Consider the following 16,208-nt stretch of genomic DNA (forward strand, 5'->3'; position numbering starts at 1 on the left):
ACATGACACAGCCAAACGATCCGCCGCAGCCGGAACGGGGCAATTCGCCAGAATCCGGTGCGCGGCCCGAACCTGACCGTACCCAGGACGTCTCCGGCGCCCGCGGGGTCGCCGGCGAGAACGGCGTGGCCCCGGACTCGGCTGACAGCCTGGGCGGGGGGAGCCCGTCCAGCCAGGGGGAGGCGCCCCCCTGGTGGCCCGATGCCGCCGGGGAGGTGGCCCCGGACGAACAGTGGCACCATCCGGCGCCAGAGGGAATGCGGCGGCTCAGTCCCCGCATCCTGGTGACCGAGCCGGTGCGGTACCTGCGGACGCTCTTTCCTTTCGTGATCGTTGCGCTGATCTTCGGTACGACCAACCCGATGGTTCTCACCGGCGCGGTCCTGGCCATCGTTGGCTTTCTCGTCAGTGGTTTCGTGACCTGGCAAACCGTGCGTTACCAGGTCACGAGTGAGCATCTGGAGATCCATCGTGGGTTGGTGAACCGCAGTAAGCGCACGATTCCCCTGGAACGGATCCGGGGTGTGGACGTCACCTCCACACTCCTGCACCGCATCTTCGGTCTCGCCGTTGTCCGGGTGGAGGCGGCCGCCGGGGGAGGCCACTCCGAAGAGGGCACCCTCGACGCCATTGATGTCGGGGAGGCCGAGCGGCTGCGGGACGAGCTGCTGCGCCGTCGAGCCGAGCTCCGTGGTCAGACGCACGAGCACCAAGGTCCGCAGTCCACATCCGACGCGGCGCTGGCCTCGGGTGCATCGACCCCCGGAGCCACCGACCATACCGACACAACCGTCGAGCCGGATGCGCCCACCGAGGAGGACCTCCCGCAGCACAGCACCAGCACTCGGGTGCACTTCGTGCTACCGGCGCGTTGGTACCTGTTCGGCGCACTGAGCCTCGGCTATCTGTTGACCCCGTTCGTTGTCCTGGCCACACTGCTCGGCTTTGCGGGGCAGGTGGCGCGGGATGCCCGACTGGCCAGCGACGTCGACGTGCAGAGCGTCGCCGACTGGATCGCCGAAAGCAGTGCGGCCACCATCCTGTGGGCCGTCGTGGGCGGCATTGCCGTTCTTCTCGTGCTCATGCCCGCATTCGCTGTGGTGTCGTACGCCGTTAACAACTGGTCGTTTACCCTGTGGCGCCGCGGTGTCTCCCTGGTGGCCGAGCGTGGTCTCTTCACCCGGCACAGTGTGACCCTCGAACTGCGGCGGGTGCGCGGCTACGAGATCCTGGACAGTCCTCTGGAGCGGTGGGCCAGCACTGCGGCGCTGCGTGCCATCGTCACGGGGTTGGGGGATGCGGCGACCCGGGCCACGCTGCTACCCATCGTCCGCAGAAGCACCCTGCATCGTGTGGTCTCCTCGGCTCTGACCCCCTTCAGGGGGGAGCTCGTGGCACATCCACCCGCGGCGCGCTCCCGAAGGCTGTTCCGCGCGGTGACACCCTTCGTGGTGCTGGCGGGGATCGCCTGGGCTCTGGGGCAGTACTGGTTCGCCGTGACAGCCCTCGTCCTGGCACTCGCGTCGGTGCCGCTGGGAATCGACCGTTACCGGGCCCTGGGGCACGGCTACGACGGCCACCATGTGAGCGTACGCTCCGGCAGTCTGAGCCGCACTCAGGCTGTGATCGAGCGTCCCGCAATCATTGGCTGGCGTTGGAACCAGTCCCTGTTCCAGCGCCGGGTCGGACTGGCCACCCTGGAAGTAAGCGTGGGTGCGGGCAGCGGAGGCTACTCGGCCTTGGACATGAACTTCGCCGATTCCGTGCGTTTCGTCTCCGAGGTGACGCCAGACATGGTGCGCCCGTTCCTCGTGGACACGTCCCCGTCTGGCCCCCAGGATGAGGCAGCTACGTAGGAACGGCACCCGGATCCAGCCGGCCCCTAGTCCTGCTTCTTCGAACCGAACATGATCTCGTCCCAGGAGGGGACGGAAGCGCGGCGCCCACGTCCCCTGGACTTGGCACGGTGCGCCGGCTTTGCCGGACTTGTCGCCGTTTCGCCGTCCGACGAGCCCGTTTCCTCCTCCCGGCTGGGCGGGTTCGTTCCGATCCCGGCGCTTGCGGCTGCCGGACGTCGGCGCGTGGGCCCCGTCTCCGTCGCGGGGGGCTGTGTCGCGGGAGGTTCCGCGGCTGGGGGGTCCTCTGCTGCGGTGGTGCGTCCGGGAGCCGGGGGGGTCGGTGGCGTGAGGATCGACGGCGAATCGGCGGGGAACGGCGGGCTCGGCCGACTCGATGGCACCGAGCCCGGCACTGGCCGGTCCTCGGATTCCGCGGGTGCGGGTGACTCGGTGGGCCGTGGCGGCTCGGCGCTCGCGGTCGGTGCCGGGCGGTGCTCCTGCGGCTCCGGAGCGGCGGTGTGGGCCACCTCGGGAGGGTGGCCGTCGGTCCCGGAGGGTCCCGCGGTCGGCTCCGCCGGCTGCCGGGGCGCCTCCTTCCCGGAGGGAGTGGCACCGCGCCGGGCGGGAAGCGGAGTGACGTTCGCTCGTGGGTCCGGTGTTCGAGGGCCCGATCCCGACGCGGTGTCCGCACCGGTGATGAACCGCTGGGCCTCCTCGTCATCCGGGGTGACGCTGCGGCGGCGGGGGTCGTAGGTCCAGTGGGCGTTGCGTTCCTGGCCATCGATACTGAAGGACAGTTGGACACGCCAGGTAGCGTCGGCGAGTTTCCACGAGTCCCACACGGCATCGCCAGCGTCCACGTGGCCCGGCCCGATCCGTGCGGTCACCAGATCTGCCAACGGAGGGCCGGGAGTGGCCTCGGCCGAGCTCCGGACCGTAGCCCGTTGCGCCTGCTGTGCCATGTACTCGCGTTCCTGGAGCACGGGTCCCTCGAACCAGCGCACACGCTCGATCGCGATCCCGGACACCTCGGAGATGGACTCCGCGGTCTCTCCCGAGCGGATCCGGGCCTGGATTTCCTTCGGGCGCAACGGATTCTCCACTTCGATTTCGTACGGGCCAAGCCGGGAGAACTGGCCCCGCACAGCAGCGCGGAGACGGTCATCGACGGGCAGGGCGAAGCGGCTACCTCGGTCAGCGCTCGCCAACACCAGGTGAGTGCCGTCCTCGCTGACGGCGACGAGGCGAAGCTCCTGCATCGAGTTCCCTTTCGCGTCCCGTCGAGGGTATGTCCCGGGCCATCCCCCATGTCCTCAGTCTTGTCGGCGTTCACTCCGTTCGGCCAGTACCGTCCTCGGCATGTCCACGTTGCCGTCGTCGGGTTCCGGCTCAGTCGGTGGCCCCGGAGCAGTGTCCATGTCCATTACCACCCACTCCCGCGTACCTATGGTGCCATCTTGACATGTCCGACGCCCGGGTACAGGGTTCGCCGCTCGGGCGCGGGCGGGATCCCTACGGTCGACGTCGCAGGCGACAATGCGGAGTACAACCGGGTGTCGTGATCTATCCGATGGTGGGTGGGCTGGGAACGACCGGCGAGGATCGCGTAGGTTTGGGTGTCTCCGTGTGGAGGTGCCCGCATGCCGTCCGTTCTCGGATCCCCCAGGGCGGCGACCAGGATCAGCGGGTACTGGGCGACATCGTGGCGCCCCTTCGCGTCACAGGAAAGGGGGGATCGTGCGCGAGCCCAACCGCACCGAAGACACGCCATCCGTCGACACGACCGACGCTGCTGCTGTGGACACCAGCAGTGCCTCTCCGCGTATCGACCTGAGCCCATCGCAGGTCGTCGGGGGTGGTGCGGCAACGTTGGCGGCAGCGACAGCCGCCTCCTACGCCGGGCTCTACGGGACGATCATCGGCGCCGCCGTCATGAGTGTGCTCAGCACCTCTGGTACCGCGGTGTTCCAGTACTACCTGCGGCGCAGCGGGGACAAGGCCAAGGAACTGGCCGAGACCCAACGGCGTCGCCCGGCAGGGTCGAACGCGCCCGACGGTCAGCCAGGCGGTGGGGCTGGCGGTGGGGTTGGCAGTGGGGTTGGCAGTGACGGCGATACGACCACAGCCCTGTCGCACACGGCGCCGTCGCAGACGCACGCCTCGTCCGGCACGGACGTATCGGTGCCGGGATCTCCGAAGCCGCGAGCAGCGGGGGGATGGCGACGCTGGCGCGGGGCCGCGCTGTCGGCTGTGGCGGTTTTCCTCGTCGTCATGGCTCTGGTCACGGCGTTCGAGCTGTTTTCGGGCAAGTCGCTCAGTGACACGGTTCGTGGTAGCGACGGAGGGTCCGCCCCCACGCTGCTGGGGGGTGGGTCCACGGCCGAGGAGGACGAGCCCGACTCCAGCGAGGGCGACACCGGTGAGGATGCCGATCCCGCACCGCGGCAGCACACGGAACCGAATTCGGAACCGGAACAGGGCCAGGGCGGCCAGGAACCCGGAGCCGGTTCCGACTCCGAGGGAGACCGGGACGCCCCCACGGACACCGAGCCCGGTGGCGCTGGAGGCGACGACGGTTCGGATGACGGCCAGTCCGATGTTCCCGACAGTGGGGATCGAGACACCGGGCAGTCGGATCCGGGTGATCCGGGTGAAGAGTAGTGCGGGCGGTGCAGCCGGGGGCGCCGCGGGTGTCCACCGATCCCGCGCAGCCCCACCCGAGGCGTCAGTCCCCCAGGACGCGGTCGATATAGGCGTTGCCGAACCTGCGCTCGGGATCCACCTGGTCGCGCACAGACCGGGCGTGCCCCAGGCGTGGGTACAACTCCACGAGGTCACTGTAGGTGCGGCTGTGTAGCTTGCCCCAGTGCGGGCGCCCGGCGACGTTGGCGAAGATCGCTTCCAGGTCCGCGAAGTAGTGGTCGTGACGTCCGCGTTCGTGGACGTGGGCCGCGACGTAAGCCGTTGGACGTCCGTAGGCGGGGGAGAGCCAGACGTCGTCGGCGGGGGCGAACCGGATCTCCAGGGGAAAGGTGATTCGGTACTCCCGTCGGTGGAGAAGAGCGCGGATCTCCCGAAGCACATCGCCCAGCGTTTCCACGGGGATGGCGTACTCCGTTTCGACGAAGCGGACTCGACGCGCCGTGGTCAGTACCCGATGCGCGGTATCGGTGTAGGTACGCGACGTCAGAGCTCGGGCCGACACCTGGTTGATCATCGGGACCAGTCGGGGAGCACGATGTGCCGTCCGGTTCACCAGCTCGAAAGCGGTGTTCTGGAGAAACTCGTCGTCCAGACGGCGCCGCCACCGGGGCAGGGGGTGTGCCGGCCCCTCCACCCGGTTGTTCTGCTTGGTCTGGACCCGGTCCGTGTACGGGAACCAGTAGAACTCGACATGGTCATTGGTGGCACGGAGCACGTCCAGCTGCTCCAGTGCCTGATGTAGCGGCATCGGCTGTTCCCTGGCCTGGAGCAGAAAGGATGGGACCACCGCGAAGGTGACCGAGGTGAGGATACCGAAGGCTCCGAGTCCAAGCCGGGCCGCGGCGAACAGGTCAGGGTTGTGTTCGGGGGAACAGCTCACAATGGAGCCGTCGGCCAGGACGAGCTCCAGGGCGAGGATCTGCTGGGCGAGCCCGGCCAGGGTTCGACCCGTACCGTGCGTGCCGGTCTGGGTCGCACCCGCAGCCGTCTGTGCGGCGATATCACCCAGATTGCCGAGCGAGAGCCCGTGGTGTTCCAGAACCTCGTTCAGGTCGCACAGGGGGAGACCCGCCTGGACGGTCACCCGTCCGGCGTCGCTGTCTACGGAACTGACCCGCCCCAGAGCTGTCGGGGCCAGCAGCATGCCGTCGGTGACTGCGGCTGCGGTGAACGAGTGCCCGGAGCCGACCATACGCACCCGCTCACCGCGTCCGGCCGCCTGCGACACGGCGACGGCCACCTCGGCGGCGCTGGTGGGGGTACGGACCGTTTGGGGGCGTGCCTGCTGGGTGCCCGCCCAGTTCTGCCACGTTAACGTACGCATCGCTTCACGGGCGTGACGTCTGGGCCGGTGGTGGTGGCCACGCCACGCGCCTCCTTTCCGGGCCGGCAGTACCCGGAGACTACCGTGGCCGAGCCTGGGCCGGTGCACGAGCCGGGCGAACAGCTGGTTACATGGAGTTATGCAGCGCACAGCACAGCCATACGATGCCTTCCTATTGCTGTCCTTCGGCGGGCCCGAGGGAACCGAGGACGTGATCCCGTTCCTGGAGAACGTCACCCGGGGACGCAACATCCCGCGCGAGCGTCTGGCCGAGGTCGGCGAGCACTACTTCATGTTCGACGGGATCAGCCCGATCAACCAACAGTGTCGCGACCTCATCGCCGCGATCGAGACCGACTTCGCCCGCAATGGCGTGGAGCTTCCCGTCTACTGGGGCAACCGGAACTGGGATCCCTTCGTCGAGCACACCCTCGCCCGCATGCACGAACAGGGCATACGGCGGGTGGTCGCCCTGGCCACCTCGGCACACAGTAGCTACTCCAGCCACCGCCAGTACCTTGAGGATATCGAGCGGGCCCGGAAGGCGATCGGTCCGCAGGCGCCCGAGGTGGATCTGATCCGGCCCTACTACGACCACCCCGGCTTCATCACGGCCCTGGCGGAACACACCCGCGAGGCGGTGAACCGGGTGCCCGACGGGCTGCGTTCCGAGACCCGCCTGCTGTACTCCGCTCACTCCATTCCTACGGCCATGGCCGAAGCCAGCGGCGACCCACGCACGGAGCACGGGCCGGGTGGCGCTTACGTCGCCCAACTCGCGGAGGCGGCGCGGCTGATCACCGAACAGGTTGCGAGCGAACTCGGAACCGCCTACCCCTACGAGCTCGTCTATCAGAGTCGCAGCGGCCCGCCGAGCCAGCCCTGGCTGGAACCCGATATCAACGACCGCCTGGAAGAGCTGGCGGCATCCGGGGTGCGGTCGGTTGTCGTCATTCCACACGGGTTCGTTTCCGACCATATGGAAGTGATCTACGACCTCGACGTGGAGGCTCTCGAAACCGCCCGTAAACTCGGGATCCACCTCGAGCGCGCACCCAGCCCCGGGGTTCACCCGGCGTTTGTGTCCATGGTCCGTGAGCTCGTTCAGGAACGGAGCGATCCCGCAGCCGAACGGGTGTCGTTGAGCCGGCTCGGTCCCTGCCCGGATGTGTGCCCCGTCGACTGCTGCATGCAACGATGAGCATCGAGACCGGATACACGAACGGGCCCGGTGCGGGGGACTCCTCACCGGCTGCATTGGTGGACCTGGCACAGCGCATCGCCCTGGAAGCTGGCGAGATCGCCGCAGCCGGCCAGTCCCGGGTTCGCGTCCTCGACACCAAATCGTCGCCCACGGACGTGGTGACCGAGATGGACCAGGCCAGCGAGCGGCACATCCGTGACCGAATCGTCGGCCTGCGTCCCACAGACGCGGTTCTGGGCGAGGAGGACGGTGACTCCCGGGGCAGCAGCGGCGTGCGTTGGATCGTCGACCCGATCGACGGAACCGTCAACTATCTCTACGGTAGGCCCGACTGGGCGGTCAGCATCGCGGTCGAGGACCGCGGCACCGTGGTCGCCGGGGTTGTGGCGGCCCCGGCCCTGGGCCGCACCTACACCGCGATCCGGGGTGGCGGTGCCTGGGATGGACAGCGCCGCCTCCGGCGCGATGCTCCACCCGAACTCGACACGGCGCTGGTGGCAACCGGGTTCGGCTACGCCGCCCAGCGCCGCCAGCGGCAGGCGGAGATCCTGCGCGGGCTACTCCCCCGGGTGCGGGATATTCGCCGTGCCGGTTCGAGTGCCCTGGACATCTGCGCGGTGGCTGCGGGGGAGGCCGACGCCTACTACGAGCACGGACTCAGTCCTTGGGACTGGAGCGCCGCCGCGCTGGTGGCCACCGAGGCCAAGGTCCACGTACGGGAGCCTACGGAGCGCGAGCCCACGGGTGTCCAGCCAGACGGTCGCGCTACTGATCTCCTGGTCGCTGCTCCCGAGCCCCTGTGCTCATCCCTGGACATCCTCGTCGGACAGTGTGATCCGGGCATGGGCACGGTGGGGCGGATCACAGCGCCCTCGTGACCCGACGCCCGTATTCTTATCTCTTTCTTACTCGTGATGTGTCATATTTGAGATGTGCGGGGTTGACGTCGCTGCCGGTGTCTTGGGGGATGCGCCGGCAGCGGCCCCCGCGGCCGGGGTAGCGTGGCACTGCCGGTGTGTTGGGGGATGCGCCGGCGGTGCCACGCGGTCCCGGCCATAAGGGAGCGAGACGTGCGGGTACTGATTGTCGAAGACGAGCAGGTCCTGGCGGACACGATCGCCGTTGGCCTGCGTCGGGAATCCATGGCGGTGGACGTCGTCTACGACGGAGACAGCGCGCTCGAACACAGCAGCGTCAACGACTACGACGTGATCGTGCTCGATCGTGACCTGCCGAAGGTACACGGTGATGACGTCTGCCGCAGTCTGGTGGAGCGCAGCTACTCCGGCCGGATCCTCATGCTCACGGCTGCCGGCGAGCTCAGTGACAAGGTGGCCGGACTCAGCCTTGGCGCCGATGACTATCTCGCCAAGCCCTTTGCGTTTGCCGAGCTCACCGCGCGGGTGCGTGCGCTGGGTCGTCGGGCCACGCCTCCGCTTCCCCCGGTGCTGAGCCGTAACGGAATCACCCTGGATCCCGCGAACCACACGGTGCAGCGGGACGGTCGCGACATCAGTCTCACCCCCAAGGAGTTCGCGGTGTTGGAGGTGCTGCTGCGCGCCGAGGGCGGCGTGGTGAGTGCCGAGGGACTGTTGGAGAAGGCCTGGGACGAGAACGCGGATCCGTTCACGAACGTGGTCCGGGTTACCGTCATGACACTGCGCAAGAAGTTGGGGGAGCCGCAGGTACTCCACACCGTCCCCGGTGCCGGCTACCGTATCTAGGCCGGTTTCCTGTGGTGTCGGGCCTGCGGAGCCGGCGGGACCCCGGACAGGTAGCCCCGCGGGCGAGGGTCGTCGCGACCACGAGCGGCAGGCGCCTTCTGCCCCGCGCGCCCTCGGGGCGGAGGCCGTCCGGAACCGGGAGACCCATCACGGCATGGCGGGTAGCGAGGTGAGTAACGATCGACACGGAGCGGGATTCGGACGGGGCCGAGGAGGCGGCAGCGCCCGACCACGGCGAGAGTGATTCCCGGACGGGCCCGTCGACCGGGTATAGCAACGGCGGTCCGCGCTGGCGCCGGCAGGGCGCGAGCCAGGACCGCTCGGGGGCCGCCCGCCCCCGTGGTTCGTCCTACCTTCCCGACAAGCTCAGCCTGCGCGCACGTCTCACCCTGATCTACGGAATGCTGTTCTTTGCGGCAGGGTCGCTGTTGGTGTTGGTCAACTACGTGGTGGTGGCTGGCATCCTCAACCAGTTCGACCTGTTGCTGGTTGTCCAGGGGGACCAGCTCGTTCCCGACCAGCAGGTTGCCGACCAGCTCAAGGCACAGCTGATCGAGAGTGTGCTGGGTGATCTGACCCGCTACTCCATCATCGGGCTGGTGGTGGTCGGACTGTTGGCCGTCATTCTGGGCTATGTGGTGGCCGGCCGTGCCCTGTCCCCGCTGCACCGAATCACCCGAACCGCACGCCGACTGTCCGAGCGTTCCCTGCACGAGCGCATCGCCCTGGGGGGACCCGACGACGAGATCAAGGAGCTCGCGGACACGTTCGATGGAATGCTCGCCCGTCTGGACCACGCGTTCGATGCGCAACGCCGGTTCGTGGCCAACGCCTCGCATGAGCTACGCACCCCGTTGGCGATCAACCGCACCCTGCTCGAGGTGGCCCTGGCCGACCCGGACGCCTCCGCGGACCTCAAGGCGATCGCTCGGACCCTGATGGAAACGAACACTCGGCACGAACGACTTATCGAAGGCCTGCTGTTTCTCGCCAAGAGCGACCGGGAGCTCAGTGCGCGGTCTCCCGTCGACCTGAACGAAGTGGCGACCACGGTCTTGGGTCAGCTGTCCGAGGAGGTGAGTGAGGCCGGACTGCAACTGCGCACCGACCTGCACCCCGCCCCCATGGTCGGGGACCCGGTTCTCCTGGAACGGCTGGTGGCGAACCTGGTGGAAAACGCGATCCGGTACAACACCACCGACGGCGAGGTCATCGTTCGGGTGGGGCCTCACGACGGTGCCGCGGCGGTCCAGGTGGAGAATCCCGGGCCGGTCATTCCTGCCTACGAGGTCAGCGACCTCTTCGACCCGTTCCGACGAGGCTCTGGGGATCGCGTGTCCTCGCGGAACAGCGCGGGGCTGGGCCTGTCCATCGTACGTTCGGTGGTCCGGGCGCACGGCGGGGAACTTCGCGCATGGCCGCGGCCGGGGGGCGGTCTCGTTGTCACCGCCAGGTTTCCCGAGAGTGCAACCACTACGGATCCAGAACGGCGAACCGACCCGGACGGGATCGTGTCCGTACCCACGACCCAGGCCTCCAACTGACGAACGCGTGTCACACGACACGATCACCAGTGGAGCAATCCGCTTCTGTGGGTAGGTATGCTCACCCGGGCGCGCATCCGGTGGCGGGGCAGTGACGTCATCGTGAACGTGTCCGCACGGTAGTCACGACAGTCGTGACAAGTTCAACCGGGAGCACAGGCGAGTCGTGGGTGGCAGAGGGGTACGGCGTGCGCGACCGCGTCGCGCCGTGTACGCGGCGGAACCGAAGCGCGTGTGTGCGCGGGCGGATCCACGCCGACGCCCAGTCCGACGCCAGCGCCGTGACGACCCAGCGTGCGGCCGGTATCGGCCATCGTCCTACGCGGTGGTCACAGTCCACTTACGCCGGGGGAATTTCTTGCTGAATCGGGCACAAGATGGCTTGCCCAAGCGTTACAAGCGCGCGACGAGGGATGAACCGAGGGGGATGGAGTAAAGGAAATGGCCACCGACTACGACAGCCCGCGCAAGGCGGACGAAGAGATGAGCGAGGACAGTCTGCAAGAGTTGCAGGCGCGTCGCACCGACAAGGGCACCAGCACCATCGACGTCGACCCGGAAGAGGTCGCTGAGGGGATGGAGCTTCCCGGTGCGGATCTGTCCAATGAGGAGCTGTCCGTCCGGGTTCTACCGCGGCAGGCTGACGAGTTCACCTGTTCGCGGTGCTTTCTGGTCCATCACCGTAGCCAGCTCGCCGAGGAGCGTAGCGGGCAGCTCGTCTGCCGGGAATGTGCTGCCTGAGCCGCCCCGACACCGGATGCGGCAGCGGCGACGCCGACGTCCGTACCGCGTTGTGCGTCCACGGCGAGGTTGCCATGTGGATCTCCGTGGACGCACAGCGCGTCCGTGCCGTGGGCGCCGGAGACGCACGGTACCGGCGATGTCACCGGGCGAACGTGGGTGACCCACGTCCCCGGCTCGCCGATCCGCCTCGCTGCTGGCACTGCCGGCACTGCTGGCACTGCCGGCCCTGACGGCGTTGGCGGCGCTAGCGGCACTGACGCCGCGGCAGTCGTCTAGGCCCGGGTAGAGCCGCGCGCATGGCCACCGAGTCGCCGATGCGCAGCCCGGACCGCCAGTACACGGGTGACCTCCATGCCCACTCCCGTGAGTGCGGCCCAGCCCAGAGCCTCGGCAAGTCCCGTGTCGAGGGACTCCGGATCCGTGGGCGGTTCCTTGCCCGTCGCGCTGGTCCATGCGAAGCTCAGGACCTTGCGCGCGGCGTAGCCGGCGGCGATCGCAGCGACGCCCGCCACGATTCGGGAAGTGAAGTCCCCGCCTTCGTCTGTCTGTGTCATCTTCGCCATCCGCGTCTAGCAGTTGCGTGTCACCTTGGGTCGACCCGCCGGTGGGATCTGGTCCGCGCCGGTGGGTGCGGACACGGTTCCCGGCACGATTTCGTGCCGGGCGTCCGTAGAACGAATCCTTTCACGCCTGGGACTTACCAGGAGCCGGTGCGAGCGACCGGCCAATACCCATACCATGGCCCCTATGACCCAGCGCTCTCCTGACTTCAGTGTGCCCAGTAAGCCCTCGCTCGACGGTGTCGAGGAGAAGTGGGCACAGGTATGGGAGCAGACCGGTGTCTACCACTTCGACCGTACTGCCCAGCGCTCGCAGGTGTACGCGATCGACACTCCGCCCCCGACGGTCTCCGGGTCGCTGCACATCGGACACGTGTTCTCCTACACCCACACCGACATCGTCGCCCGGTTCCAGCGGATGCGGGGGAAGGCGGTCTTCTACCCGATGGGGTGGGACGACAACGGTCTGCCGACGGAACGGCGCGTACAGAACTACTACGGTGTGCGCTGCGACCCTTCCCTGGCCTACGATCCCGACTTCAGTCCACCGGAGAAACCGGATCCCAAGCGTCAGGTTCCGGTGTCACGCCGGAACTTCATCGAGTTGTGTGAACGTCTTACGGTTGCTGACGAGCAGGTGTTCGAGCACCTGTGGCGCCGGCTGGGGTTGAGCGTCGACTGGCGGTACACCTACGCCACCATCGACGATGATTCGCGAACCGCCTCGCAGCGGGCGTTTCTGCGTAACTTCGCCCGCGGGGAGGCCTACCTGGCCGAGGCTCCCACGCTGTGGGACGTCACGTTCCGCACGGCGGTGGCCCAGGCGGAGCTGGAGGACCGCGAACGTACCGGGGCCTACCATCGGATCGCGTTCCAGCGGCCCGACGGCCGCACCGTGGAGGTGGAGACCACCCGCCCCGAACTGATCCCGGCCTGTGTGGCCCTGGTTGTTCATCCCGACGACGAGCGCTACCGCGAGTTGGTGGGTCAGTCCGTGCGAAGCCCCCTGTTCGGGGTTGAGGTGCCGGTTCGGGCACACGAGCTCGCCGAGCCGGACAAGGGAACGGGCGCGGCGATGATCTGTACGTTCGGTGATCTCACCGACGTCACCTGGTGGCGGGAACTGAACCTGCCGGCGCGCCCGGTCGTTGGCTGGGACGGCCGGATTCTTGCCCAGACCCCCGAGGCGATTGTCCGTCCCGAGGGGCGGGACGCCTACGCGCAACTGGTGGGCGCCACGGTGCACACCGCGCGCGAGCGCATCGTCGAGATGCTTCGGGCCTCCGGGGAGCTGGTCGGGGAGCCGCAGCCAACAACACGGCCGGTGAAGTTCTACGAGAAGGGGGACAAGCCGCTCGAGGTTGTGACCACCCGGCAGTGGTACATACGTAACGGCGGGCGTGACGCGCAGGTGCGCGACGAGCTCATCGCGCGGGGCCGGGAGCTGAACTGGTACCCGGATCACATGCGTACCCGCTACGAGAACTGGGTTGGTGGACTCAACGGTGACTGGCTGATCAGCCGGCAGAGGTTCTTCGGGATCCCGTTCCCGGTCTGGTATCCCCTGGACTCCTCCGGGAACCCGGACTACGCCGCGCCCATCCTGCCCGACGAGTCCGCTCTTCCAATCGATCCCAGTTCCGACGTTCCACCGGGCTACACCGAGGAGCAGCGAGGTGCCGCGGGTGGGTTCATCGGAGATCCCGACGTGATGGACACCTGGGCGACCTCCTCCCTCTCGCCACAGATCGCGGGGCGCTGGGAGCGCGACAACGACCTGTTCCACCGGGTGTTCCCGATGGATCTGCGGCCGCAGGGGCAGGACATCATCCGCACCTGGCTGTTCTCCACCGTGGTGCGCAGTCACTTCGAACATGGGGGCCTGCCCTGGCACAACACCGCGATTTCCGGATGGATCCTGGACCCGGACCGCAAGAAGATGTCCAAGTCCAAGGGCAATGTGGTCACTCCGATGGACATGCTGGAGCGGTACAGTTCGGACGCGATTCGCTACTGGGCTGCCAGTGGACGCCTGGGGACCGACACCGCCCTGGACGAGGGACAGATGAAGGTGGGGCGGCGTCTGGCGATCAAGTTGCTCAACGCCAGCAAGTTCGCGCTGTCCGTTGCCGGTCCCCACAGCGGCGCCGATCCCGCCGCCGTCACGGAGCCGCTGGATCGGGCTATGCTCGCGGCACTGTCCACTGTGGTCGCGGACGCCACCTCGGATCTGGCCTCCTATGACCACACCCGCGCTTTGGAACGCACCGAGCGGTTTTTCTGGGAGCTGTGCGACGACTACCTGGAACTGGTGAAGGCGCGGGCCTACGACGCCGAGGCCAACCCAGTCGCGGCCGCCTCCGCGCGGTCGGCCCTGTTGCTCGCCCTGTCCACCCTGCACCGCTTGCTGGCACCGTTCCTCCCCTTCGTTACCGAAGAGGTCTGGTCCTGGTGGCAGGAAGGATCGGTGCACGGTGCCGAGTGGCCGGACGGCACCGATCTGGACACCGCCGCGGCGGGCGCCGGGGCTGATGTCCTGCATGCTACGGCCGAAGCGCTCCGGGGGATCCGTAAGGCCAAGTCGGAGGCCAAGCTGTCCATGCGCGCAGACGTGGCCCGGGTCCGGGTGTGCGGGAAGACCGCCGAGGACGCTCGTCGGGCGAGTGCTGATCTCGCTGCGGCCGGTAACGTTCAGGACCTCTTCTTCGAGGACAGTGATGAGGTGGAGCTGCACGTCGACGTCGAGTTGGCGGAATCCGCGACCGGATGACCTCGCCGGCGCGGCCGCGACACCGCGACACAGTCGTGGCCGCGCCGTGCCCCGGGGCTCTCCCGGGGAACGGGGGTGTGGCTGGCGCTGTCCCCGGTTGCGGTGGCCGGGGTGGGCTACGCGGCCGGTTCGAACGACTCGGTGAATTCCTCCATCAGTTCGCGGCCGCCGGCATCCCACTCCGACTGGGGCATGTTCAGGAACAGGGCGTAGCCGTACTCGTCGGTGTGGAAGCCACGGTTGATGGCGCGCATTGGCCCGTACTCGTTGTTGGCGTGCGTGAACTCCCAGTCTGCTGCGGTGTGGTAAGGGTCCATTGCGGGGTGATCCAGATACTCCATGCGGACCCGGTCGTAGTCGGTGAAGTTCCCCGCGATCTGGCTTTCGAGATCCTCCCAGTCCGCCAGCGCGTCGTCACCGGGATTGGTCGTCTGGTCCACCAGGAGATGCCCGCCGTTCGGGTTGCGGAAGTAGACCATGTCCCCCTCGGGATCCACCTCCCACTCCTCCGGCACGTGCAGGGCGAATCCGGTGGCGTCCTCGTGCAGGGTCATTCCCTCCGGAGGACTGTTCGACTCGTCCTGGTCGCCGTCGTCGTCGCCGTCGTCTCCGTCATCACCACCCGGTTCCGTACGGTTCGGCTCCCCCGTGTGCGGTGGGTCCTCGTTGCCTGCGGGGGTGGCGGAGGTTCCGTGGTCCCCGGTGCCCAACACGCTGATCAGGCCCACCGCAAGGAGCGCCACGAAGGCCAGGACCGTCACTCCCGCCGCCGCCCACGTCCGCGGGCGACGCGCCACGACCGGAGTGATCCGCGGTAGGTGGTGGGAGGCGGCTCGGACCAGCCCCATGGGCGTAGCCCGATCGACACCGTTGGTGATCTCACGCAGGGCAGCGCTCGCGGAGGTTCCATCCATCCGCTGCTGTGGATCCTTGGTCAGGAGACCCGTGAGGACCGTTCCCAGCGGCCCGGCCTCGGTCGGTGGTGGTGGTTCCTCGGCGATGATGGCGGTGAGTGTCGCCAGGGGACCGCCCTCACGGTGGAACGGGGACCTGCCATACAGCGCCGCGTACAAGGTGATCCCCAAGGACCACATGTCCGAGGCGTCCGTGGCGGAGCCGCCGCGGGCCACCTCGGGGGCCAGGTACGCCGGCGAACCCACGAGTACCCCCGTACGTGTCAACGTGGAGTCGCTGTGGTGCACCGCGATACCGAAGTCCGTGACGACTACCCGTCCCCCGTCGGTGACCAGGACGTTTCCCGGCTTGACGTCTCGATGTACCACGCCTGCGGCGTGCGCCACCGCCAGTGCGTCTGCGAGCTGTCGACCGTAGCTGGCCACCTCCGCCACGGGACGTGGCCCCTCGTCAGCGAGAATGGTGGCCAGAGAGCGGGCACGTACCAGTTCCATGATGATCCAGGGGCGATCGTCGGCCTCGACGACGTCGTAGATCGCAACAATTGAGGGATGGCTGATCCGTGCTGCGGTACGCGCCTCGCGTTGCATCCGCTGACGCAGTTCGGCGCGTTCCGTGGTGCCCATTCCCGGCGGGAAGATCAACTCCTTGATCGCGACGTCCCGCTCCAGCAGGCTGTCTCGTCCCTGCCACACCCGACCCATCCCGCCCTGACCCAACAGGATCTCGGGGTGGTAGCGCCCAGCGAGTGGAAAGATCGAGGAAGGATCGGTGGTGGTATCCGAGTCATCGGTCATCACGACACTCCAGGCGGCAAGAACGAGGGTCGGAAAACAGGGGGGAGGACCGGTATCCCCGTGATCGAGGGAGGATCACGGTTCG

At 67.9% G+C, this 16,208-nt stretch carries 12 protein-coding genes; 8 read left to right on the forward strand and 4 right to left on the reverse strand.

Going from position 1 to position 16,208, the window contains the following annotated elements:
- Positions 1 to 2: 2 nt before the first annotated feature.
- On the forward strand, positions 3 to 1,856 hold the full coding sequence (locus tag RIF23_RS00755; protein WP_310910328.1) for a PH domain-containing protein: 1,854 nt from the start codon (positions 3 to 5) through the stop codon (positions 1,854 to 1,856).
- A gap of 26 nt (positions 1,857 to 1,882) precedes the next feature.
- Here RIF23_RS00755 and sepH read toward each other — a convergent pair whose 3' ends face one another.
- Positions 1,883 to 3,097, reverse strand: a complete 1,215-nt coding sequence (sepH, locus tag RIF23_RS00760) for a septation protein SepH (protein ID WP_310910329.1) — start codon at positions 3,095 to 3,097, stop codon at positions 1,883 to 1,885.
- A gap of 478 nt (positions 3,098 to 3,575) precedes the next feature.
- On the opposite strand from sepH, the gene RIF23_RS00765 reads away from it, so the two are divergent.
- Complete coding sequence (locus tag RIF23_RS00765; protein ID WP_310910330.1) at positions 3,576 to 4,499, forward strand: ICP22 family protein; 924 nt, start codon at positions 3,576 to 3,578, stop codon at positions 4,497 to 4,499.
- 64 nt (positions 4,500 to 4,563) lie between these two features.
- On the opposite strand, the gene RIF23_RS00770 is transcribed toward RIF23_RS00765, so the two are convergent.
- Entirely contained in the window at positions 4,564 to 5,865 is a 1,302-nt protein-coding gene (locus tag RIF23_RS00770; protein ID WP_310910331.1) for a D-arabinono-1,4-lactone oxidase, read from the reverse strand.
- 139 nt (positions 5,866 to 6,004) lie between these two features.
- Between RIF23_RS00770 and RIF23_RS00775 the strand changes: the two genes are divergently transcribed.
- The 5 genes from RIF23_RS00775 (at position 6,005) to RIF23_RS00795 (ending at position 11,078) form a co-directional block, all read left to right on the forward strand.
- Positions 6,005 to 7,066: a ferrochelatase gene (locus RIF23_RS00775; RefSeq protein ID WP_310910332.1), complete on the forward strand. Its 1,062-nt coding sequence runs from the start codon at positions 6,005 to 6,007 to the stop codon at positions 7,064 to 7,066.
- The gene (locus tag RIF23_RS00780; protein WP_310910333.1) at positions 7,063 to 7,947 is read left to right on the forward strand and encodes an inositol monophosphatase family protein; all 885 of its coding nucleotides are present in this window, start codon (positions 7,063 to 7,065) and stop codon (positions 7,945 to 7,947) included. The genes RIF23_RS00775 and RIF23_RS00780 overlap by 4 nt, the downstream gene beginning before the upstream one ends.
- Before the next feature lie 192 nt (positions 7,948 to 8,139).
- A complete protein-coding gene (locus RIF23_RS00785) occupies positions 8,140 to 8,793 on the forward strand; it encodes a response regulator transcription factor (protein WP_310910334.1) in 654 nt (217 codons plus the stop codon).
- 179 nt (positions 8,794 to 8,972) lie between these two features.
- Positions 8,973 to 10,337 carry a sensor histidine kinase gene (locus RIF23_RS00790; protein ID WP_407659380.1) on the forward strand — a complete coding sequence of 455 codons (1,365 nt, stop codon included), beginning with the start codon at positions 8,973 to 8,975 and terminating at the stop codon, positions 10,335 to 10,337.
- 441 nt (positions 10,338 to 10,778) lie between these two features.
- The gene (locus RIF23_RS00795) at positions 10,779 to 11,078 is read left to right on the forward strand and encodes a DUF4193 domain-containing protein (protein ID WP_310910335.1); all 300 of its coding nucleotides are present in this window, start codon (positions 10,779 to 10,781) and stop codon (positions 11,076 to 11,078) included.
- A 275-nt stretch (positions 11,079 to 11,353) separates the two neighbouring features.
- On the opposite strand, the gene RIF23_RS00800 is transcribed toward RIF23_RS00795, so the two are convergent.
- Positions 11,354 to 11,635, reverse strand: a complete 282-nt coding sequence (locus RIF23_RS00800) for a DUF4235 domain-containing protein (RefSeq protein WP_407659344.1) — start codon at positions 11,633 to 11,635, stop codon at positions 11,354 to 11,356.
- Positions 11,636 to 11,828: 193 nt separating this feature from the next.
- Here RIF23_RS00800 and valS point away from each other — a divergent pair, with 193 nt between their 5' ends.
- Positions 11,829 to 14,411, forward strand: a complete 2,583-nt coding sequence (gene valS / locus RIF23_RS00805) for a valine--tRNA ligase (protein ID WP_310910337.1) — start codon at positions 11,829 to 11,831, stop codon at positions 14,409 to 14,411.
- Positions 14,412 to 14,527: 116 nt separating this feature from the next.
- Here valS and RIF23_RS00810 read toward each other — a convergent pair whose 3' ends face one another.
- Positions 14,528 to 16,123, reverse strand: a complete 1,596-nt coding sequence (locus RIF23_RS00810) for a serine/threonine-protein kinase (RefSeq protein ID WP_310910338.1) — start codon at positions 16,121 to 16,123, stop codon at positions 14,528 to 14,530.
- Positions 16,124 to 16,208 lie beyond the last annotated feature (85 nt).

Source organism: Lipingzhangella rawalii, from assembly GCF_031628175.1.
Classification (GTDB): Bacteria; Actinomycetota; Actinomycetes; order Streptosporangiales; family Streptosporangiaceae; genus Lipingzhangella_A; species Lipingzhangella_A rawalii.